At 52.7% G+C, this 23,205-nt stretch carries 19 protein-coding genes and 2 tRNA genes; 4 read left to right on the top strand and 17 right to left on the bottom strand.

The features are described 5' to 3' along the window. Positions 1-48: 48 nt before the first annotated feature. Positions 49-840, top strand: a complete 792-nt coding sequence (locus tag GN208_RS10940; RefSeq protein ID WP_004238740.1) for an inner membrane protein YpjD — start codon at positions 49-51, stop codon at positions 838-840. Positions 841-895: 55 nt separating this feature from the next. After that, a complete protein-coding gene (locus tag GN208_RS10945) occupies positions 896-2,188 on the top strand; it encodes a CNNM domain-containing protein (RefSeq protein WP_004238742.1) in 1,293 nt (430 codons plus the stop codon). A gap of 71 nt (positions 2,189-2,259) precedes the next feature. On the opposite strand, the gene luxS is transcribed toward GN208_RS10945, so the two are convergent. The 16 genes from luxS to gpt all read right to left on the bottom strand — a co-directional run bounded on the left by luxS (position 2,260) and on the right by gpt (position 19,258). Next, the gene (gene luxS, locus GN208_RS10950; RefSeq protein ID WP_004238743.1) at positions 2,260-2,775 is read right to left on the bottom strand and encodes an S-ribosylhomocysteine lyase; all 516 of its coding nucleotides are present in this window, start codon (positions 2,773-2,775) and stop codon (positions 2,260-2,262) included. A 164-nt stretch (positions 2,776-2,939) separates the two neighbouring features. Then, on the bottom strand, positions 2,940-4,499 hold the full coding sequence (gene gshA / locus GN208_RS10955) for a glutamate--cysteine ligase (protein ID WP_004237872.1): 1,560 nt from the start codon (positions 4,497-4,499) through the stop codon (positions 2,940-2,942). Positions 4,500-4,777: 278 nt separating this feature from the next. Continuing rightward, a tRNA-Arg gene (locus tag GN208_RS10960) sits at positions 4,778-4,854 on the bottom strand. An 8-nt stretch (positions 4,855-4,862) separates the two neighbouring features. Further along, positions 4,863-4,955, bottom strand: a tRNA-Ser gene (locus tag GN208_RS10965). A 353-nt stretch (positions 4,956-5,308) separates the two neighbouring features. After that, positions 5,309-5,500: a carbon storage regulator CsrA gene (gene csrA / locus GN208_RS10970; protein WP_004237871.1), complete on the bottom strand. Its 192-nt coding sequence runs from the start codon at positions 5,498-5,500 to the stop codon at positions 5,309-5,311. A gap of 229 nt (positions 5,501-5,729) precedes the next feature. Beyond that, the gene (gene alaS, locus GN208_RS10975; protein WP_015422531.1) at positions 5,730-8,357 is read right to left on the bottom strand and encodes an alanine--tRNA ligase; all 2,628 of its coding nucleotides are present in this window, start codon (positions 8,355-8,357) and stop codon (positions 5,730-5,732) included. 371 nt (positions 8,358-8,728) lie between these two features. Continuing rightward, the gene (gene recA, locus GN208_RS10980) at positions 8,729-9,799 is read right to left on the bottom strand and encodes a recombinase RecA (RefSeq protein ID WP_004237869.1); all 1,071 of its coding nucleotides are present in this window, start codon (positions 9,797-9,799) and stop codon (positions 8,729-8,731) included. An 86-nt stretch (positions 9,800-9,885) separates the two neighbouring features. Further along, positions 9,886-10,407 (bottom strand): nicotinamide-nucleotide amidase, encoded by a 522-nt coding sequence (gene pncC, locus GN208_RS10985; RefSeq protein ID WP_004237868.1) that lies wholly within the window; start codon positions 10,405-10,407, stop codon positions 9,886-9,888. A gap of 3 nt (positions 10,408-10,410) precedes the next feature. Next, positions 10,411-11,616: a lysophospholipid transporter LplT gene (gene lplT, locus GN208_RS10990; protein ID WP_004237867.1), complete on the bottom strand. Its 1,206-nt coding sequence runs from the start codon at positions 11,614-11,616 to the stop codon at positions 10,411-10,413. Next, positions 11,613-13,766, bottom strand: coding sequence for a bifunctional acyl-ACP--phospholipid O-acyltransferase/long-chain-fatty-acid--ACP ligase (aas, locus tag GN208_RS10995; RefSeq protein ID WP_015422530.1), 2,154 nt, complete (start codon positions 13,764-13,766; stop codon positions 11,613-11,615). The genes lplT and aas overlap by 4 nt, the downstream gene beginning before the upstream one ends. Before the next feature lie 154 nt (positions 13,767-13,920). Further along, positions 13,921-14,454 (bottom strand): shikimate kinase AroL, encoded by a 534-nt coding sequence (gene aroL, locus GN208_RS11000; RefSeq protein ID WP_004237865.1) that lies wholly within the window; start codon positions 14,452-14,454, stop codon positions 13,921-13,923. 154 nt (positions 14,455-14,608) lie between these two features. After that, positions 14,609-15,862: a glutamate-5-semialdehyde dehydrogenase gene (gene proA / locus GN208_RS11005; protein WP_015422529.1), complete on the bottom strand. Its 1,254-nt coding sequence runs from the start codon at positions 15,860-15,862 to the stop codon at positions 14,609-14,611. Between the two features lie 12 nt (positions 15,863-15,874). After that, a complete protein-coding gene (gene proB / locus GN208_RS11010; protein ID WP_243828369.1) occupies positions 15,875-16,978 on the bottom strand; it encodes a glutamate 5-kinase in 1,104 nt (367 codons plus the stop codon). A gap of 94 nt (positions 16,979-17,072) precedes the next feature. Then, on the bottom strand, positions 17,073-17,474 hold the full coding sequence (crl, locus tag GN208_RS11015; protein ID WP_004237862.1) for a sigma factor-binding protein Crl: 402 nt from the start codon (positions 17,472-17,474) through the stop codon (positions 17,073-17,075). 68 nt (positions 17,475-17,542) lie between these two features. Next, the gene (gene frsA / locus GN208_RS11020) at positions 17,543-18,790 is read right to left on the bottom strand and encodes an esterase FrsA (protein ID WP_004237861.1); all 1,248 of its coding nucleotides are present in this window, start codon (positions 18,788-18,790) and stop codon (positions 17,543-17,545) included. Between the two features lie 9 nt (positions 18,791-18,799). After that, positions 18,800-19,258, bottom strand: a complete 459-nt coding sequence (gene gpt / locus GN208_RS11025) for a xanthine phosphoribosyltransferase (RefSeq protein WP_015422528.1) — start codon at positions 19,256-19,258, stop codon at positions 18,800-18,802. Positions 19,259-19,526: 268 nt separating this feature from the next. On the opposite strand from gpt, the gene pepD reads away from it, so the two are divergent. Then, positions 19,527-20,987: a beta-Ala-His dipeptidase gene (pepD, locus tag GN208_RS11030; RefSeq protein WP_015422527.1), complete on the top strand. Its 1,461-nt coding sequence runs from the start codon at positions 19,527-19,529 to the stop codon at positions 20,985-20,987. A gap of 54 nt (positions 20,988-21,041) precedes the next feature. Here the strand turns inward: pepD and dinB are convergent, their stop codons facing one another. Continuing rightward, positions 21,042-22,097, bottom strand: coding sequence for a DNA polymerase IV (dinB, locus tag GN208_RS11035; RefSeq protein WP_015422526.1), 1,056 nt, complete (start codon positions 22,095-22,097; stop codon positions 21,042-21,044). 213 nt (positions 22,098-22,310) lie between these two features. On the opposite strand from dinB, the gene GN208_RS11040 reads away from it, so the two are divergent. Beyond that, entirely contained in the window at positions 22,311-23,162 is an 852-nt protein-coding gene (locus GN208_RS11040; RefSeq protein WP_015422525.1) for a glycerophosphodiester phosphodiesterase family protein, read from the top strand. The last annotated feature ends 43 nt before the right edge of the window (positions 23,163-23,205 follow it).

Below are 23,205 nucleotides of genomic sequence, written 5' to 3' on the forward strand. Positions count from 1 at the left end.
TGGCGTATGAATTTTGTTTCATCTTACTGACTGAATAATCACAAAACCATGCCTGAAATCTCTGTTGTTGCAATTAGCGCATATCTGTTAAGCCTGGTACTTCTGATGCCGGGCGTGCTCCGCTATCAGCGCGGCTACCGGAAACTGGCGCTTATCTTCGCCGTTATCGCTCTGGTGTGTCACGGCGTGGCGATTAAATCACAGATTTTTCAGGGCGTTGGTCAGAACCTGACACTGCTGAACCTCGGTTCGGTGGTCAGCCTGCTGGTCTCCGTCATTATGACGATTGTCGCGTTTCAGGGCCGGGCGTGGTTCCTTATCCCGATTGTTTACAGCTTCTCGATGGTCAACCTGATTCTTGCCACCCTGATGCCGGGCGAGTTTATCACCCACCTGCAGGCCAGTGTGCCGCTGTTTGTGCATATCGGACTGGCGCTGCTCAGCTTCGCGACACTGATTATTGCGGCACTGTATGCTATGCAGCTCGGCTGGATGGATCATCAGCTGAAAAACAAACGTCTTAAGTTTACGCCGGATATGCCGCCGTTAATGGTTATCGAGCGTAAAATGTTTCATATCACGCAGGTCGGCGTGATTCTGCTGACACTAACACTCGCCACCGGCATTGTGTTTATGGATAACATCTTTGATAAAGATAATATTCATAAATCATTGCTGTCGATGGTTGCCTGGTGTGTCTACATCGTGCTGCTGTGGGGGCACTATCATGAAGGCTGGCGCGGCAAACGGGTTATCTGGTTTAACTTCGCCGGTGCCTTTATTCTCACACTGGCATTTTTCGGGCACCGTCTGTTTCAGGAACTGATGCTGTATGCATAACAGCCGGTCTCTGTAACGCCCTTTTCCGCTCATCACAAAAGAAAGGAACACCGCTGTGGAGCACGTCTCAACAAGTACGCTGATTATTATTCTTATTTTATTAGTGATAATTTCAGCGTACTTTTCCGCATCCGAAACCGGGATGATGACAATCAACCGCTACCGGCTGCGCCATCAGGCCAAGCAGGGAAACCGGGCGGCCCGCCGTGTCGAGCGGTTGCTGGAGAAACCGGATCGTCTGCTGAGCCTCATTCTTATCGGTAATAACCTGGTGAATATTGTCGCCTCCGCACTGGGGACGATTGTTGGTATGCGCCTGTACGGTAACGCCGGTGTGGCTATCGCCACCGGGGTGCTGACCTTTGTCATCCTCGTGTTTGCCGAAGTGATGCCGAAAACCATTGCCGCACTCTATCCGCAGCAGGTCGCCTTTCCGAGCAGTTTTCTGCTGCGTCCGCTGGCAAAAATCTGTCTGCCGCTGGTCTGGGCATTTAACGCAATAACCCTGATTCTGATGCGCTGCATCGGTATCCGCGGCACCGTGATCCGCAGTGATGCAGTATCAAAAGAAGAACTGAAAACCATCGTTAATGAGTCCAAAGGTAAACTGTCCCGCCGCAACCAGGACATGCTGATCTCCATCCTCGATCTGGATAAAGTCAGTGTGGATGAGATTATGGTGCCGCGCACTGAGATCATCGGGATTGATATCAATGATGAATGGAAATCCATTCTGCGCCAGCTTACGCACTCACCGCACGGCCGGATAGTGCTCTACCGCGACTCGCTGGATGATGCCATCGGTATGCTGCGTGTCCGTGAAGCTTACCGGCTGATGATTGAGAAGCAGGAATTCACCAAGCAAATGCTTATCAAGGCCGCTGATAAAGTTTACTTTGTGCCGGACAGCACACCACTGAACTTACAGTTGGTCAATTTCCAGCGCAATAATGAAAAAGTCGGATTAGTTGTCGATGAGTACGGCGATATTCAGGGGCTTATCTCCGTGGAAGACATCCTGGAAGAAATTGTCGGTGATTTTACCACCTCAATGTCACCATCGCTGGCCGAGGAAGTCACCCGTCAGCCTGACGGCACGCTGCTGATTGAAGGTTCTGCCAATATCCGTGAAATCAATAAAGCCCTGAATCTTTCCCTGCCGGAAGAAGGTGCCCGTACCATTAATGGCCTTCTGCTGGAAGAACTCGGTGATATCCCGACACTCAATACCCTTGTCACTGTCGGTAACTACCAGTTTGAAGTGGTTGCCATCGGCGAGAATGTGATTAAAACGGTAAAACTGTCACCGCTGAAACCGGCCGGTGCCGATATCGCTGCTGATATCTGAAAAAGATAAAAGACATAAAAAAACCTGCGGCAGCAATGCGCGCAGGTTTTTTTGTATCCGGGGCTGAAAAATTACGGATGCAGTTTTTCCAGCTCATCATCAGATAACAGCAGTTCATCATTTTTGTTGACGCGAACATCGCGCTCAATGATGTTTTTTGCAATCTGATGTGCTTCTTCCAGTGAATGCATTTTATACGTCCCGCACTGATACAGGTTCAGTTCAGGGATCTTCGCCTGATCTTTGACAGTCAGGATATCCGCCATAGCGTCTTTCCAGGCCTGTGCAACACGGGTTTCTGACGGCGCACCAATCAGGCTCATATAGAACCCGGTACGGCAGCCCATCGGCGAGATATCAATGATTTCAACACCATTGCCGTTTAAATGGTTACGCATAAAACCGGCAAACAGGTGTTCCAGTGTATGCGTTCCTCTTTCCGGCAGAATCTCTTCATTAGGAACACAAAAACGCAGATCGAAAACAGTGATGGTATCGCCACCCGGGGTGGTCATGGTTTTCGCTACGCGTACCGCAGGTGCCGCCATGCGTGTGTGGTCAACTAAAAAACTATCCAGCAAAGGCATAATTCCCGCTCCTCTTTTTTTTGTAAAAAATGCCGAACGAATGAAACTTTTTCTGAATACGCTGGTCTGATGTATTGAAAGACGCGCAAATTGTTATCATCCCTATTCTCTGAGAGATTTATTTTGGCCACATTGATTGTGGCCATTTTCTTATCTGTCAGAAATCAGCGACCGCCATGCAGCGCCAGATACTCATCAAAACTTATCGTATCACTCTCTTCCATCGCTTTTTGTTTATCGACAGAAGCCTGCCATTGTTCAGCAAAGTCTGCTTCACTGATCACTTCATACGGCTCGTGAGTCAGTTCTTCATGATACCGATCTGCCAGGGCCAGCCCGTAACTTCCGATACCCGCTTCTTTTATCAGTGCCAGCATCCGCCCCGAGAACGTCAGTTCCGGGTCATCAAACTGTACTTTCAGTGCTTCGCACACTTCGCGATACTGTGTGCCTGAGCAGGTATCTAACACATCGGCAACACGCAGGAGATCATTAAACAGTGCGTGACCCACTTTTTGCAAGGGTTGTTTTTCACGGCCGCAGCCGATACCGATTTCCTGTCCCGGTTTGCGCCCTTCCAGAATCACACGATTCCAGTTATGGCGGGCACACGCCAGCTCATCCGCGCTCATTTCCGGCGCATCCGCCAGCACACACCAGATAAGGAACAGGTCGAGGAAACGAATTTGTGTTTCATCGACACCGGTAGCAGAGAACGGGTTGATATCCAGGGCACGGACTTCGATATACTCCACCCCGCCGCGCTGTAAGGCGTCAGACGGTGACTCATCACCTTTCTGCACACGCTTCGGCCGGATAGGGGCATAGAACTCGTTTTCGATCTGCAGGACGTTGGCGTTAATCTGAAGGTGTTTTCCGTCTTTGGTTAATCCCAGTGCGGCAAACTCTTCAGACGGGATCTGAATGGCATTCTTCAGCCCGGCGACATACGTGTCCAGATGGTTGAAGGTGATGTTCAGATCACTTTGTGACTTGTTGGTATAACCGAGGTCACTTAAACGCAGTGACGTGGCATACGGCAGATATAACGCCCCTTTCGGCAGCGTTTCAAACGGCAGATTGGTTTTGCGGCCACGCAGGAACGAGCTGCAAATCGCCGGTGATGCACCGAACAGATACGGGATCACCCAGCCGAAACGGTAATAGTTGCGGATCAGGCGGAAGTAGCCGTCGGAGATTTTATCCTTGCCGCTCTGTGCATCACTGATACCACTCCACGCCTGCCAGAATTCCATCGGCAGAGAGAAGTTATAGTGGACACCGGAAATGGTCTGCATCAGCGCGCCATAGCGGTTTTTAAGCCCTTCACGGTACAGCGTCTTGAAACGGCCGGCATTGGATGTGCCGAACTGCGCCAGTTCGATATGCTCTTCAGAATCAATGAAGCATGGCATGCTCAGCGGCCACATCCGTTCATTGTTCAGATGACGCGCAGTATAGCGGTGCACATCACGCAGAAATTTCACGGTGTAATCAATGCGCGAATCCACCGGGGTAATAAATTCCAGCAGTGACTCGGCAAAGTCCGTGGTGATCCACTTATGGGTTAATGATTTTCCCAGCCCTTCCGGGTGACCGGTACGTGCCAGAGCACCATCCGGCGTGATACGCAGTGTTTCGCGCTCAATGCCGCGGTTGATGCCTTTTAAAATCCGGGGGTGCGTCTCTAACCATGAGAGCGCTTTGGATACATCCGGGATCAAATCGACCTCCCGTCCTGATAATGGATATTATTCATAAGAGGGATACTTTATCGCAAAGCCGGGTTATTGTCGCTGTGATTCAACCCTGCCCCACACAAACGGAACAGCAGAAACCACTGCCGCGACAATACATTATCCCTCTTACACGTCATTGTTATTAAGATCAGTTTCAGAAGCATCTGTACTTCAGATAACGAGTATGACGTAAAAACGGATTCGATTCAGTGACGGGAAAAACGGAAAAAGAAAAACCCCGCTCAAAGAGCGGGGTTTTTATATGGTGCACCCGAGAGGATTCGAACCTCTGACCGCCCGGTTCGTAGCCGGGTACTCTATCCAGCTGAGCTACGGGTGCAATCTGAATGGCGGTGAGAGAGGGATTCGAACCCTCGATGCAGCTTTTGACCGCATACTCCCTTAGCAGGGGAGCGCCTTCAGCCTCTCGGCCATCTCACCATTGTTCCAGACCACACAACGATGATTTCCGTTTCCGTCATCTCGTCGTCGTGTGGCGCACATATTACTTTCCCCCACTGAGAAGTCAAACAATTTTTCCCAACTTTTTAAGATCTCACGATCGTTTGCACAATTACCGCGCACTATGTTGATTTTCACAACGATACGTGTGTTTTTACGGCAACAGGATCCACGTCAGCATAACGCGGCGGTGAGGAAAAAATCCGGCAGTGAGCAGAGAAAGTAACAGAATGACGGGCGATTTTTGCAGGAAAAAAAGTGAGGAGCCGGGATAATAGCGGCAGGAAGAAAAGAAGAAGGCGCCCGTCGCGGTAACGAGCGCGCCTCACAACTTAATAGTTATTGTTATTGGGTTGAGATTTTTCAGCCTGGATCCGCTGGTAAATTTCTTCACGGTGAACAGAAACCTCTTTGGGGGCGTTGACACCAATTCGTACCTGGTTTCCTTTAACACCCAGTACAGTCACTGTTACCTCATCGCCTATCATGAGTGTTTCACCAACTCGACGAGTCAGAATAAGCATTCTTTGCTCCTTGAAATATTAAAAGAGTCGGGCCTCTGAGTTTACCCGCCATTATCCATCCAACACCGTGAAAGCGTATAGCAATGATTATTTGTAAACTATATGTAGTTTTAGACACATTGCAATATTTAGTGTAGTTAAAAATTGCGACCTAACGTTAGTGATACAAAGACCTTATCACCAATATCAGGAGCACGCCGGAGCGCGCTCCTGTTCAGATTTACTCAGACTACAGGTGAGATGCCACCCAGCTTTCAACGCTTGCCATAGCAGCAGGTAAAGCAGCGGTATCTGTCCCGCCGGCTTGGGCCATATCCGGGCGACCGCCCCCTTTACCGCCGATTTGTTCAGCAATAAAGGCAACCAGTTCGCCGGCTTTGACTTTGCCGGTCAGATCTTTCGTTACACCTGCAATGAGGCTAACTTTATCATCACTGATAGTTGAAAGCACAATAATTCCAGAGCTTAATTGATTTTTTAGATCATCAACCATCGTGCGTAACATTTTAGGTTCAGCGTTAGTCAGTTGTTTCACCAGGAGTTTAACACCGTTCACTGAAACGGCATCTTTGGTCATGGAGGAACTTTCCTGCGCAGCCTGCTGTTCTTTGAGTTGCTGTAACTCTTTTTCCAGGGTGCGGATTTTATCCAGCGCAGCTTTGACTTTTTCGCTCACACCGGCTTCATCACTTTTCACCAGCTGAGCCACCGCAGAGAGTGCATCAGACTGCTGATTCACGCTTTCCAGTGCGCCGCTACCGGTGACCGCTTCAATACGGCGGATACCGGCCGCTGTGGCGGATTCACTGATAATACGGAACAGACCGATATCACCGGTGCGTGCCGCGTGAGTACCGCCGCACAGCTCGGTTGAGAAGTCGCCCATGCTCAGTACACGGACACGTTCATCGTATTTTTCACCGAACAGTGCCATTGCACCTTTGGCTTTCGCTTCTTCCAGATCCATCAGCTCGGTCACGACCGGCTCATTTTTGCGGATTTCGGCGTTGACCAGAGCTTCCACTTCACGGATTTGTGCCGGTGTCATGGCTTCAAAGTGAGAGAAGTCAAAACGCAGGTATTTATCGTTTACCAGTGAGCCTTTCTGTGACACATGCTCACCCAGAACCTGACGCAGCGCGGCATGCATCAGGTGTGTTGCCGAGTGGTTCAGGCGGATAGCATTACGGCGCTCTTCGTCGATTTTCGCGGTGATTTTGTGGTTCACCGTCAGTTTGCCGCTGTCCACACGACCGGCATGGCCGATAGCCTGACCGTATTTCTGTGTGTCCAGAACGCTGAACTGCGCATCGTTGCTCGACAGCACACCGGTATCACCGACCTGGCCACCGGATTCCGCATAAAACGCGGTTTTATCCAGGATCACCAGACCTTCATCACCGGCATTCAGCTCAGTAACCGGCTGACCTTCTTTGTACAGTGCAACAATGGTTGCCGCCTGTTCATTGTGGTCATAACCGGAGAAGTCACTGCGCTTGTCCACTTTGATGAGACTGTTGTAGTCCGCACCAAAACCGCTGTTTTCACGGGCACGGCGGCGCTGTTCTTCCATTGCCGCTTCAAAACCGGCTTCATCCACTTTCAGGTTGCGCTCACGGCAGACGTCAGCGGTCAGATCCAGCGGGAAACCATAGGTGTCGTAAAGACGGAATGCCGCTTCACCGCTCAGGGTATCCCCGGTCAGTGAGGCTAATTCGTCATCCAGCAGTTGCAGGCCGCGTTCCAGCGTACGGGCAAACTGCTCTTCTTCTGACTTCAGTACTTTCTCCACCATCACACGCTGGCGGGCCAGTTCTTCACCGGCAGAGCCCATCACGTCGATCAGCGGCGCAACCAGTTTGTAGAAGAAGGTGTCTTTCGCGCCCAGCATGTAGCCATGACGGACAGCGCGGCGGATGATACGGCGCAGCACATAACCGCGGCCTTCGTTGGACGGAATAACGCCGTCGCAAATCAGGAAGGCACAGGAGCGGATATGGTCGGCGATCACGCGCAGTGATTTGCTGGTCAGATCGTCAGCACCGGTCACTTTCGCCACATCGGCAATCAGTTTGCGGAACAGGTCGATATCATAGTTAGAGTTTACATGCTGCAGAACAGCGGTAATACGCTCCAGACCCATACCGGTATCAACGGATGGTTTCGGCAGCGGCTCTAATGTACCGTCAGACTGACGGTTGAATTGCATAAAGACGATGTTCCAGATCTCGATGTAACGGTCGCCGTCTTCTTCCGGTGATCCCGGAGGGCCGCCCCAGATGTGGTCGCCGTGATCAAAGAAAATCTCAGTACACGGACCGCAAGGGCCGGTATCGCCCATCTGCCAGAAGTTGTCAGAGGCGTATTGGGCACCTTTGTTATCACCGATGCGGATAATGCGCTCAGCCGGAACACCGACTTCATCTTTCCAGATGTTGTACGCTTCGTCATCCGTTGCATAAACAGTAACCCACAGCTTTTCTTTCGGCAGGTTAAACCATTCTTTGCCGGTCAGCAGTTCCCAGGCGAAATTGATGGCATCGTGCTTGAAGTAATCGCCGAAGCTGAAGTTACCCAGCATTTCGAAGAAAGTGTGGTGACGTGCAGTGTAGCCGACGTTTTCCAGGTCGTTGTGCTTACCGCCGGCACGGACACAGCGCTGTGCTGTGGTGGCACGGGTGTAAGGACGCTTATCCAGACCGAGGAAAACATCTTTGAATTGGTTCATCCCTGCGTTAGTAAAAAGCAGCGTTGGGTCGTTGTTCGGAACCAGCGAACTGCTCTGGACAATCTGATGTCCTTTTGTATGGAAAAAGTCGAGAAACGCTTGACGGATCTCAGCGGTGCTTTTGCTCATATTTATCCCGAAATCAAGCTGAAATAATAAGATTTATGAATTGCGAAACAGACTGTGAAGCCGCTCCGATTCAACCTTCGGATCAATCAAGGCGGAGAGAAATTTAAGGGTTTCCCTTGAACATTAATTCCCAGATAAATCCATTCGCTGTACCCATTGTAAAGCGAATAAACTTTTTCTGAAAGTCTGTTCGTACAAACGGCGTTCATCCGGCCGGGAGAGGGGTTTTTGTATAAAGAACACGGTATGAAGGACAGAGACAGGTGGTTGTCCGCAGATAAAAAGAAAGCCGTACCCGTCACGGATACAGCTTTCAGAATAACTCAATGATTTTATTACTTTAAATCTTAAAATCAGTGTGGTTTTACGAATTAAAACTCTTCGTTGCCCGCATCTTCAGTTTCACTTTCTTCGTTGAAACTTTCTGCTGCGGTACTGAATTCACCACTGTGATTCAGTAATAACTCACGTAATTTTTTATCCAGTTCATCCGCCATTTCCGGATGTTCTTTCAGGTAAATTGTGGCGTTTGCCTTACCCTGACCGATTTTTTCACCGTTGTAGCTGTACCATGCACCGGCTTTCTCAACCAGTTTATGTTTCACACCCAGGTCGATCAGTTCGCCCATGGTGTTGATACCTTCGCCGTACATGATCTGGAATTCAGCCTGTTTGAACGGTGCAGCCACTTTGTTTTTCACCACTTTCACGCGGGTTTCGCTGCCGACCACTTCATCACCGTTTTTCACCGCGCCGATACGGCGGATATCCAGACGGACAGAGGCATAGAACTTCAGTGCGTTACCACCGGTGGTGGTTTCCGGGTTACCGAACATCACACCAATCTTCATACGGATCTGGTTGATGAAAATCAGCAGTGTGTTGGAGTTTTTCAGGTTACCGGCCAGCTTACGCATCGCCTGGCTCATCATACGGGCAGCCAGACCCATGTGTGAATCACCAATTTCACCTTCGATTTCAGCTTTTGGTGTCAGTGCTGCCACGGAGTCAACAATGATGACATCAACAGCACCGGAGCGGGTTAAAGCATCACAGATTTCCAGTGCCTGCTCGCCGGTGTCCGGCTGGGAGCACAGCAGGTTATCAATATCCACGCCCAGTTTCTTGGCATAGACCGGATCCAGTGCGTGTTCCGCATCGATAAACGCACACACACGGCCCTGACGCTGTGCAGCGGCAATAACCTGTAATGTCAGCGTGGTTTTACCGGAAGATTCAGGCCCGTAGATTTCAACAATACGTCCCAGCGGCAGACCACCTGCACCCAGTGCAACGTCCAGTGCCAGAGAGCCGGTTGAGATAGTTTCCACATCCATGGAACGGTCTTCACCCAGACGCATGATCGAACCTTTACCGAACTGCTTCTCGATCTGACCTAAGGCTGCTGCCAGTGCTTTCTGTTTGTTCTCATCAATAGCCATGTAAACTCCCTTCTCAACCCCTGAGACACCGCCAGGGTTATTAAAATGGTTTCAACTGAATCTGTTGAACTGATTATACTGTATAGTCATACAGTATCAAGTGATTTTTTCGTCAGAATTGCAATTAATCCGTCGAGCCCTTTCAGCACCGCCTGACAGCGCACCGCATTACGATCGCCCGGAAAACACCAGCTGCGGGCCGCGGTTTTTATTCCTGTTTTTTCCCGCCACGCCCAGCCGAACCAGACTGTGCCGACCGGCTTTTCATCACTGCCGCCATCCGGCCCGGCAATGCCGCTGACAGAGACGGCCAGATCCGCATCCGCAGTGTCCAGCGCCCCGGCGGCCATTTCGCGGACCACCGCCTCACTGACCGCACCAAAGGCGGACAGTGACTGTTCTGATACGCCGATCATACTGTGTTTGGCATCATTACTGTAGGTGACAAATCCGCGCTGAAAATACGCCGAACTCCCGGCGATATCTGTGATCACCTTGGCAATCCACCCGCCGGTGCAGGATTCTGCCGTTGTGACACTCAGACCGGCCTCAAGGAGATAAGATCCCAGTTCCGTACTGCGCCGGGTCAGAGCCTGTTCATCATGCATCGGTCACTCCTGTTGTGAAATCTGTTTTTTGCGGCGGATATCCCAGAGCCATAATCCGCCGATGGCGAGGGCAAACAGGCTGCCGAACGCCGCACCGATTACCACCACCGGCACACCTGCTTTAACGGCCAGGGAGTAGAGCCCCAGCATCAGCAGCATCGCACCGTTTTCCCCCATATTCTGTACCGCAATAGCGTTCCCCGCCCCGACAGTCTCTTTACCGCGCTTTTGCAGCAGGGCATTGAGCGGCACCACAAACAGGCCGCCGAATACACCGAGCATAATCAGCGTGATATTGGTCGGTACCACCGAGGTCTGGAAGGTGAAAATAATGACCATCACCCCGATCAGGATCCCGGCCGGCATGCAGCGGCGCACGGTTTCCAGGGTGATAAAGCGGGCAGCCAGCCCCGCCCCCGCCACAATCCCGATAGCAACCATGGCGTTAAGCAGTGTCGGCATGGTCTGGCCGGTAATACCCAGCGCCGCCGGAACCCACAATACCAGCATCAGCCGCAGTGTCACGCCCGCGCCCCAGAACAGACTGGTACCGGTCAGGGAAAAACGGCTTTCCTGGTTTTTCCACAGTGATACTACAGCGCGGAAGAAAGTGACCACCATCGTGCGCGGATTGCGGCTCAGGCCGGTTTTCGCCGGCGGCAGCCGCGGAATATAGATATTGGTCACTGCCGCCAGTGCGTACATCACCGTGCATAAAATCAGTGCCATTGTAATATGGTAATCAGACAGAAAGCCGCCGGTTACCGAGCCCAGCAGAATAGCCACAATCGTCGACGCTTCAATCAGCCCGTTGGCTTTCACCAGTTGCTCACCGGTGGTCAGCTCACCAAGGATCCCGTATTTTGCCGGGGAATAGGCCGCCGCCCCGACCCCGATCAGCCCGTATCCCAGGAACGGATCCGCGCCGAAGCAGATCACCACCGCGCCGAACAGCTTACAGGCGTTCGACAGCAGCATCACCCGCCCTTTCGGGAAGCTGTCGGCAATCTGTCCGACAAACGGTGCCAGCACAATAAAAGTCAGCACAAAGACCATCTGCAGCATCGGCTGGCTCCATTCGGGATAGTGCCGGGCGCTGAGCTGTGCAAGGATGGCGAACAGAATCGCGTTATCCGCAAATGCCGTAATAAACTGGGAAACCAGTACCGCTTTCATGCCTTTGTTCAGTAACGGGGCGGATGCTGTCATACCTGCGGCTCCTGTAATGCCTGTTGTTTCAGTGTGACAAAATCCGGTTTACCGCTGCCGAGCACCGGCAGCTGTCTGATATAACGGATATCACGCGGAACAGCCAGTTCCGGCAGCCCTTTCGCTTTCGCTTCTGTCAGCAGTTGTGTGCGATCCAGTTCACTGTCAGTGGTAAACATCACCAGTGCTTCGCCGCGTTTTGCATCCGGCTTCGTCACCACGGCATGCAGTTTATCCGGCGAAACACTCAGTGCCAGCTGCTCAACACTCTCCAGCGAGATCATCTCACCGGCCAGTTTGGCAAAGCGTTTGACCCGTCCGCGGATAGTGATAAACCCGGCTGCATCCTGTGTGACGATATCGCCGGTGTCATACCAGCCGATCTGAACCTCGCCCTGTATATTCTCCGCTGACGGCGGTTCAATCTGCCCCGGTTTTTCCACCCGCAGATACCCTTTCATCACATTCGGGCCGCGCACCTGCAGCAACCCGCCGTTTTCAATCCCGGCAACCGGCAGCAGCCGCGCTTCCATCCCCGGCATCAGCCGTCCGACAGTACCGGTACGGGCGGCCATCGGCACGTTAATGGAAATCACCGGCGCACACTCAGTCACCCCGTAACCTTCCAGAATGCGCAGGCCGAATTTATCCTGCCAGACCTGTTTGGTGCCTTCCGCCAGCTTCTCCGCCCCGGCCACAGCATAGCGGACACGGGCAAAATCATACGGATGAGCAAAACGGGCATAGTTGGCAAGGAAGGTGGATGTCCCGAAAATGACGGTACAGTTCTGATCGTACGTCAGCTCCGGCACCATGCGGTAATGCAGCGGGCTCGGATAGAGGAAAATCCGGCTGCCGCACAGCAGCGGCGTGATAAGCCCGGCAGTCAGACCAAAGGCGTGAAACAGCGGCAGTGCGGACATAAAACGGTCTTTCGGCGTGAAATCCGCCACCGTTTTAATCTGCTCAACGTTCGCCAGCAGAGAGTCGTGGCTGTGCACCACACCTTTCGGTGTGCCTTCTGAGCCGGAGGTAAAAAGAATAATCGCATCATCTTCCGGCTTTTGCGGCAGCAGTGCCGCCTGCGGCGTGACCAGGTGACGCATCACCCACAGTTTGTCTTTCAGGGTAACGGATGCTTTTGCCTCTTCCAGATAGACCCAGTTGGCTTCTGTCATCTGTTCCGGCAAATGTGTCATTTTGCCTTTTTCCAGAAACTGGCGCGAGGTGATGATGGTAGTGATCCCCGCCGCCTTCATGGCATTCCGCAGCCCGGCGACACCCGCTGTGTAGTTAAGCAGTGCCGGAATACGGCGGCGCATGGAAGCGCCGAGGATCGCCGCTCCCATCACGGTGGCATTCGGCAGCAGGAAACCGGTGCGCTCCCCCTCTTTGGTGTAGTGGCTGATAATACAGCTTAGTCCGAGGGATTTTTTCAGCAGCCCCTGATAACTGTCCTCACTGAAATTGATGTCATCAATGATCCGCTGGAAACGGCCGTAACGTTTTACCGCGCCGAGAAACGCCTGCGGCAGTGTCAGTGACGGGCGGCACGTCATGCGTGCATCCATCATAATGTCGCGCAGATGTTCCCCCGCCAGACGGCGGCGCTCTGCGGCACGCGGTGCCTCCGGCATCGGAATGGTCTCCGGCGGCAGAACATGAATGGTGATGGCCGGGAAAAAGTGACTTTTGATCACTTTCCGCATCCGGCTGAAATACGTCAGTTCCGCGCCGTCAATCCGCACCGGGATCACTTTCGCGCCGGTTTTGGCAGCAATAAAAGCAGCGCCGTCGTAGATCTTCATCAGAGAATCAGTGATCGTCACCCGCCCTTCCGGGAAGATCACTATCTGACGCCCTTTTTCCACTTCGCGGATCAGATGCCGCAATGCCAGCGGATTACGCGGATCCACCGGAATAATATCGGCAATGGGTTTTAAACAGCGGATGAAAAATGGCGTGGCATAATTGGTGTACATCGCGAACACCGGCCGGGTCGGCAGGAATAATCCCAGCAGAACACCATCGATAAAAGAGGCGTGGTTCGGGGTGATTACACTTCGCGGTTGATTAAGATTACTCAGGTCACCTGTAACACGAATGCGGAATAATCCGCGGAGCAGTGCACGTAACACATTCATCAACATACTGAATTCCATGTGTATTTATTATTCCGCCAATCAGTTCGGCGGGCAGACGCTTTAATAATAACACAGCGGATTGATTAACCAACTGACAGAGCGGTACGGAATTACCTTTATTCGATTTGTGTCACTGTTCACAATAATACAGCAACAGGCACTATACGGCGGCGTGGATGCAGGTGCAGATCTGACTGATTAGTTCCGGCACCGGACAGGTGGCATCCACCACGATATCCGCGCATTCCAGATAGAGCGGCTCGCGTTTGCTCAGCACCTCTGCCATCTCCTCCACAATGCATTTGCCGGTCAGGCTCGGACGCTGATGCGCCTGAGGTGTGTGTGACAACCGTTCCGCCAGGGTTTCGGCACTGGCGCGCAGATACACCACTTTGCCGGAGGATTGCATAAACGCCCGGTTTTCCGGTGCCATCACAATGCCGCCGCCGGTGGAGACCAGACGGTGCGGTTTACTGACCTGACGCAGCACATCACTTTCCAGCTCGCGGAAACTGCGCCAGCCCGATTGTTCCACCAGCTGGGAGATAGACATCCGGCACTGTTCTGTCACACAGGCATCAGTGTCAATAAAATCGTACAGTAATGCCTGTGCCAGTGGTTTACCCACCGTGGTTTTGCCAGCCCCGCGGGCGCCGATAAGATAAATAATCGGTTTCTCATCCTGATGATTCATACTATCCGCTTTCTCCGCAGGTGTTCATAATATTTTACATAAGTGTAAATTAAGATGGCCTATCATAGCGTACTCAGATAAAAAGCTAAAGCGCGATCCGCAGAACGTGGCTGTCATCTGACAAAAAACGTCCTGCGGATGCATAACGGCCTGTTTATGAACGGATCGTGTGGTCACCGACCCCGATCCACTTATAGGTGGTCAGTGCCGCCAGCCCCATCGGGCCGCGGGCATGCAGTTTCTGGGTGCTGACCGCGACTTCCGCGCCCAGTCCGAACTGACCGCCGTCAGTGAAACGGGTGCTGGCGTTAACATAAACTGCTGATGAATCAATATTTGAGACGAAATAATCAGCCTGAGACATGGATTGTGTCAGAATCGATTCCGAGTGCTGAGTGCCGTAATGACGGATATGCTCAATCGCCCCGTCAATGTCCTTCACAATCACCACATTCAGATCAAGTGACAGCCATTCATCTGACAGCTGTGCTTCTGTTACTGCTTCCGTCTTCGCCGGGCCGTTTTTCAGCAGCGCCAGCGCGGCAGGATCCGCATGCAGGGTAACATTATCCGCCGCCATGTGATCACTCAGCAGCGGCAGGAATTCTGCAGCCACTTTTTCATGCACCAGCAGCGTTTCCACCGCATTACAGACACTCGGACGCTGCACTTTGGCATTGCGGATGACCGGCAGTGTTTTATGCAGATCCGCCGTTTCATCAACAAAAATATGACACACGCCGATACCGCCGGTGATCACCGGGATCGTGGACTGCTCACGACACAGACGATGCAGACCGGCACCGCCGCGCGGAATAAGAATATCCACATAGCGATCCATCTTCAGCAATTCATTGACCAGCGCACGATCCGGGTTATCAATCGCCTGGATAGCCGCCTGCGGCAGACCGCACTCGCTGAGCGCCTGCTGAATAACACGGACCATCGCCACATTGGTATTGTGTGTCTCTTTGCCGCCGCGCAGGATCACCGCATTACCGGTTTTCAGGCACAGTGAGGCAACATCCACCGTCACATTCGGGCGTGCTTCATAAATCACACCGACCACACCGAGCGGCACACGGCGGCGCTCAAGGCGCAGACCACTTTCCAGCACACCGCCGTCGATCACTTCCCCGACCGGATCCGCCAGCTGACACACCTTACGCACGTCCGCAGCAATACTTTCCAGGCGTGCCTGCGTCAGCAGCAGGCGATCAAGCATCGCCTCTGAGGTACCCTGCTCACGGGCTTTGGCAATATCAAGTTCATTGGCAGCAAGGATCGGCGCACTGTTCTGTTCCAGCAGATTGGCGATGCGGGTCAGAGCCTGATTTTTCTGTTTTCCGGAAAGCTGAGCCAGTGCCCAGGAGGCGGCTTTGGCCGCTTTACCCATTTGTTCTAACATATGCTGATATCCTTAACTGACAATCATATCGTCGCGGTGAACAGCCACTGCGCCGTATTCATAACCTAAAATCGTGCTGATTTCCTGTGACTGCCGTCCGGCAATCAGGCGCAGTGCATCGCTGTTATACCGGCAGACACCGTGTGCCAGATCCCGCCCGTTCAGCGCGCGGATGCGGACAACCTCACCACGGGAGAAATTGCCGTTCACAGTGCGGATCCCGCTCGGCAACAGGGAACTGCCCTTATCTTTCAGTGCTTTCTCCGCACCGTCATCCACAATGATCTCGCCGGCAGGCGGTGCCCCGAAGATCCACTGCTTACGCGCTTCCATCGGCGCTTTTTTCCCGAAGAACCGGGTGCCGACCGGAATATCATCAATCACATCACAAATCACCCCGGCGCGATCGCCGGCAGCAATAATGACATCAATTCCCGCACGTCCTGCGACCGTCGCGGCCTGGAGCTTGGTGGCCATTCCGCCGGTGCCCAGCCCGGAGACACTGTCTCCTGCAACACTGCGCAGTTCATCGCTGATGTCATGCACTTCAGAAATCAGGGTGGCGTCCGGGTTGCTGCGCGGATCGGCAGTATACAGCCCTTCAATATCAGTCAGCAGCAGGAGCTTATCCGCCCCGCCGAGGATCGCTGCCAGCGCGGAGAGATTATCGTTATCTCCGACTTTAATTTCTGCTGTGGCGACCGCATCATTTTCATTGATGACCGGCACAATGCCGTTATCCAGCAGTGCGGTCAGGGTGTCACGGGCATTCAGGAAACGCTCGCGATCTTCCATATCCGCGCGGGTCAGCAGCATCTGGCCGATATGAATGCCGTAAATCGAGAACAGGCGCTCCCATAACTGGATCAGGCGGCTCTGGCCAACGGCCGCCAGCAGCTGTTTGGACGCAATGGTGGCGGGGAGTTCGGGGTAACCGAGGTGTTCACGACCGGCGGCAATCGCCCCGGAAGTCACAATAATAATACGGTGCCCTTTTACATACTGCTGCGCACACTGCCGGACCAGTTCAACAATCCTGGCCTGATTTAAATGTCGTGATCCGCCGGTCAGCACACTTGTGCCCAGTTTGACAACCAGCGTTTGGCTGCTATTCATTGCGTTCTACCATTCATTTTGCGGGATAAGAAAAGATGACCTGTTTTAACAGGTGATGCGCGCCATGCCAACAGGCACAACGCAAAACCGGACATTAATCCGGCTGCTTTCCGGGGGGCGGTGATACCGGTGACGGGGTCAGGGACAGATCCAGTTCCTGAAGAACGGCCTGTAAGCGGGGATAAAAATCAGTCAGGGTTTTGCTGACCGCATCACGGATCTCTTTGTCAGACAGGGATTTTTCCTGCCAGAGCCCTTTTTTATCAAATACCCCGGTATGGTATTCTGAGACAAACCCGGTTTCCTGCGGGATCAGTGTCAGCCACCAGCCAAAAAACTCACGTTTTTCCGGCGCGACCCCCGCATTCACACACACCGCCAGGCAGTCAAAAAAATAGTGCCCCTCCTGACACTGCGGCTCACGGATATACGGACCCAATGCAGTGAAACATCGCAGCAACCTGCCGCGTGTGTAATCTGAAACCAGTGCCATCATTAAGCCTCCTTTCAGCGAAGGCTTAGTTGTAGCAAACAGACAGGAATTATCAATGATTATTATGCTGTTCAGGATAAAATTCTGGTGAGCCAGCGGGTGGCCTCATCCAGCGATTTGTGGAAAGTGTCAAAAACCGGCGTATGGCCGAATTCCACCAGCTTACCGTCAGCGCTGGAGCGGACAATCAGCTCCGATTCACTTTTCGGGCTGAACACATCCTCTTTCCAGCACATGCTCAGCACCGGCAGTGAACAGCGGCGGCCGAGCAGTCCCTGATTTTTCAGAGATAAGCAACCGAGCCGGGTGCGGACAGTATCAAGGTCAGTACAGCGCGCCGCCGCACGGCTGGCCAGCACATCCATATACATGCCGGGAATTTTATCCTGCCGCTCCGGGCTGACAAACAGATCATGCACCACCGGCCCGAACAGCACGGCCCCCCGCAGCTGATGTGCGGACAGGTATGCCATACGCATCGCCACATTGGCACCGAAACGCAGCCCCATCACCGCCACACGGGTGTGGTCAATCCACGGCACATTGCGCAGCTGATCCAGTACCTGCTGGTGCATCAGGCTGCTTTCCTGGCCTAAAGTCTGTTTTGAAGAGTAACCGATTGACGGCATATCCAGCGTCAGCAGTGCAATGCCCTGCGGTGCCAGATAGTCACGGAAGTAGCGGCAGTAATCACTTTGCAGATTATCCAGACTGCCGCACATCATCACCACCGGAAACGCACTGCCTTTCCCCGGCGGGAGGTGCAGGAAAGCGCAGATGTTTCCGCCGCTCTCCATTTTGAATTCAATTTTTTTCAGTTCATATGCGGCAAACCGGGCGGAGTTTTCATACGCCTGATTTGCCAGAACGGTAGCCTGATCCGCCAGCTCATCCCCTTTTAAATGGGGATATCCCGCAATACTGTACAGATTTGCGGCAAGCAGCCAGGCTTCACAGGCTTTTTCGCCGGATTCAAATTCCAGCGCTTTGCGCTGCCACAACATCGCCTGCTGAGACCATTCATAAGCCCAGTTACCGCGGCGGTAGCCGATCACCGTATCCAGCAGTGCATCATCACTGCGGGGGGCATCAGATGCCGCGATCCGGCTGAGAACCTCTTCGGTTTCCAGCGGCGGGATCCCCCGCCAGGCCCACATTAAGCGGTTAATCATGCGATACCAGCCCGGATGGGTACATCCGCTCAGGACGCTGCCCCTGACTTCCTTCATCCCGGAACGGGTAAAGTTCACCAGTGCGGATGTCTCAGGGTGCTTGATTTTCGGCTTAAACAGTTTCTCTGACAGGTTCTGTTGTGTCATGGCATTCGCTTACTGATCGCAGATTGGTTTAACAAAACTGACGGTCATATCCCACGGCTGTTCGATCCAGGTATCCTGCGGGATATCAACCACATAATCGTCAACCAGCGGACGTCCGGCCGGTTTGGCAAAAATAGTGACGAAATGCGCTTTCGGATACATATCGCGGATCATCTGAGCAGTACCGCCGGTGTCCACCAGATCATCAACAATGATAAATCCTTCGCCGTCACCTTCGGCTTTTTTCAGGACTTTCATATCGCGCTGATGGTCATGATCATAGCTGGAAATGCAGACAGTATCCACATGACGGATACCCAGTTCACGAGCGAGTAAGGCACCCGGCACCAGACCACCGCGGCTTACGGCGATGATGCCTTTCCATTGTTCGGTTGGCATTAAACGCTGTGCCAGTTTACGGGCATGCATTTGCAACATATCCCACGTTACGACGTATTTTTCGCTCATATCAGATTGATCCCGGCTTGATTATTTACAGAAAAGAGTCTTTTTTGCGGAAAAAAGGTTGCGCGAGATTATAGTGACTTGAGCCGCCAAAGACCAGAGTATCTGACAAATTCATCATAATTCCCTGTTATGACACACGCACTTTGCGTAAGAATTTGCTATTCTCCGGACATCGGATATTCGCGACCGCTCATTTTAAACAGCGTTACCGGCCGCCTTCGGGTATCCTCCCCCTAATAATGAAAAATGCAGTAACAGGAGATCGAACGTGTCTGAACTATCACAATTATTTCCGCAGCCGCTGTGGGATATTTTTGCCAAAATCTGCTCTATTCCTCATCCGTCCTACCACGAAGAGCAACTGGCTGCACATATTATTGAATGGGCAAAAGAAAAGGAATTCCACGTTGAACGCGACAGCGTCGGTAATATCCTGATCCGCAAACCGGCCAGCAAAGGCCTGGAAAACCGCAAAGCGGTCGTTCTGCAGGCGCACCTGGATATGGTGCCGCAGAAAAATAATGATACAGCACACGATTTCGAAAAAGATCCGATTCAGCCGTACATCGACGGCGACTGGGTAACCGCGAAAGGCACCACATTAGGTGCGGATAACGGCATCGGTATGGCCTCCGCGCTGGCAGTACTGGCTGACGATTCAGTCAAACACGGGCCGCTGGAAGTTCTGCTGACCATGACAGAAGAAGCCGGGATGGACGGCGCATTCGGTCTGCAGCCGGGCTGGTTACAGGCTGATATCCTGATCAATACCGACTCCGAAGAAGAAGGTGAAATCTATATGGGTTGTGCGGGCGGTATTGACGTCACCACAACACTCTCACTGAGCCGTGAAGCCGTTCCGGCCGGTTACAGCACCTTCACCCTGACCCTCAAAGGTCTCAAAGGCGGCCACTCCGGCGGCGATATTCATCTGGGCCTCGGCAATGCCAACAAATTACTGGCCCGTTTCCTGGCCGGTCACGCCACAGAACTCGGCGCGCGTCTGGTTGATTTTCAGGGCGGCACACTGCGCAACGCGATTCCGCGCGAAGGCCACATCACTCTGGCAGTACCGGCAGATAAAGCCGCACAGCTGAAATCGCTGGCACAGACCTTTGAAGCGCTGCTCAGAGAAGAGCTCGCGCAGAAAGAGAAAAACCTGGTTGTCACCCTGGAAGCTGCAACCGCTGCTCAGGGCGCTCTGACCGCTGATGTGCAGTCCCGCTTTATCAATATGCTCAATGTGATGCCGAACGGCGTGATCCGCATGAGTGACGTGGTTCCGGGCGTGGTCGAAACCTCACTGAACGTGGGTGTGGTGAAAATGAGTGACGACCGTGTGCAGATTATCTGCCTGGTACGTTCCCTGATTGAATCCGGCAAATCCTCCGTGGTCAGCATGCTGACCTCGCTGGCGGCACTGTCCGGTGCGGATATTGTTGCCGAAGGCGGCTATCCGGGCTGGCAGCCGGATGCAGACTCTCCGGTCATGCATCTGGTCAGCGAAACCTATCAGCAGCTGTTTGACAAAACCCCGAACATCATGGTGATCCACGCCGGTCTTGAGTGCGGTTTATTCAAAAAACCGTATCCGGACATGGACATGGTCTCCATCGGGCCGACCATCACCGGAGCGCACTCCCCTGATGAACAAGTACATATCAAGAGTGTCGGGCAGTACTGGCAGTTACTGACCGCTATCTTAAAAGCGATCCCTGAAAAAGCGTAATCGCCTTATTCAGCTCAGCGGCGGGATAATTATCCCGCCGTTTTTATATGTGATTCAGAACCCGAGCAGCAACTGCCGCTCAAGCTGCGGATCCCGCAGTGTTACATGCAGCCCCACCAGCCGTACGCCGCGCCCTTCCCGGCGGCTCTCCCAGGCCAGTTCCGCCGTTTTCAGCAAATCCGCTTTATCCAGCACCTGATGGACATGTTCCTGTGTGGTCTGCTGAAAGTCCGCAAACTTCAGTTTAATGCCCTGACGGGCGATCCGCAGATCCGGTGACACCTTTGTCAGACGACGCTCCAGCTCCGGAAACAGCTCATCAATAATCGTCTGACACTCATCCCACGAGGCAATATCTTCCGCCAGTGTCCGCTCGACACCGACAGATTTCCGTTCCCTGTCCGGACAAACCGGCCGCTCATCGCTACCGTGACTGCGCTGCCAGATGATCTGCCCGAACTTTCCGAACTGTTTCAGCAGCGATATCTGATCATAATTCTGCACATCCCGGCAGGTCTCCAGACCGAGATCAGCCAGTCGCTTTGCTGTCACCTTTCCCACACCGGGAATTTTACGCAGTGGCAGTGACAACACAAAATCCGTCACCTGCTCCGGCGTGATAATGTACTGCCCGTCGGGTTTATTCAGATCAGACGCAATTTTGGCAAGGAATTTCACCGGTGCCACACCGGCAGATGCGGTCAGCCCCAGCTCGGTAAAAATGGTTTTGCGGATCTCTTCCGCCATCAGTGTGGCTGAACCCCGGCACTGCGGGCTGTCCGTCACATCAAGATAAGCTTCATCCAGTGACAGCGGCTCAATCAGTGAAGTATAACGGGCGAAAATCGCATGCAGGTGGCGGGAGGTGGTTTTATACAGCTCCATCCGCCCAGGGATCACTTTCAGATGCGGACACAGCAGCAGTGCTTTTGCCGTTGACATCGCGCTGTGCACCCCGAAGCGCCGCGCCGGATAATTGGCGGTCGCAATCACACCACGCCGGTCGGAACTGCCGCCGATAGCCAGCGGGATATCGCGCAGACGGGGATCGTCACGCATTTCAATCGCCGCATAAAAGCAATCCATATCAATATGAATTATTTTACGCATCCGCCTCTCCTGCTCACCAATAACACTGTTTAAATATACAGTTAAAATCAATGCAATTCAAATCGGTTAATTTGCTTATTATTCACCAAATCAATCAGTGGGCTGAAATTTGCAGGTTTGTACTTTTTTTCTGTGATTACATCCGGTTGTCATGTTACTCCGCTACAACAGCGTGACATCACACCTGGTCTCATTCTTTTTGACGGACGGATTATGAAAAAAATACTATCAGCCCTTTTCCTGAGTGGCATTGTTATGACAGCCCATGCAGCACCGCAGATTATTGCCCATCGCGCCGCCACGGCGGACGCCCCTGAGAATACCCTTTATGCCATCGATAAGGCGCTGAGTAACAAAGCCGATGCCATCTGGATCACCCTTCAGCTCTCAAAGGACAACCAGGTGGTGTTATACCGCCCGTCTGATCTGAAATCCCTGACCGACAAAACCGGTCCGGTTTCCGGTTACAGCGCCGCAGAACTGGCACAAACCGATGCAGCCCGGGATTATAATCAGAAAAATAAAACCCATATCAAGGCTTCTGTTCCGGCACTGGATGCCGTCCTGAGCCGTTACCCGGATACTTTTTTCTACCTCGATATCAAATCTCCGGACGCCTCACCGGCGGTTTTTGCACAACAGCTGGATTCAGTACTGACCCGTCATAACGCCAAAAACCGTGTCCGCGTCTATTCAACCGATCAGGATTATCTGGCTGCCCTGCCGCCGTCAATCCCCGTTTTTGAAAGCCGTGATACCACCCGTAATGCACTGGCCGGCAGCCTGATCACACACACCTGTGACCTGGCAGATAATCCGCAGCCGCGCTGGTATGGCTTTGAACTGCACCGTAACGTGGATGTGGTTGAAACCTTCACATTGGGTGAAGCACGCTCTCCGGTTGTGCTGACCTGGGATAAAACCGCAATGGATTGTTTTCGTAAAAATAATCAAAACCATGTTGTTCTGTTCGGTATAAAAACACCCGCCGATTTACAACTGGCGACAGAATTGGGTGCAGATGGCGTGATGGTCGATTCGCTGCTCAATATGAAAATAAAATAATTAATCAAGGTATTATTACTTGGTAATTTTACCCGCCTGAAAA

This window comes from Morganella sp. HSTU-ASny43, from assembly GCF_022819185.1.
GTDB lineage: Bacteria > Pseudomonadota > Gammaproteobacteria > Enterobacterales > Enterobacteriaceae > Morganella > Morganella morganii.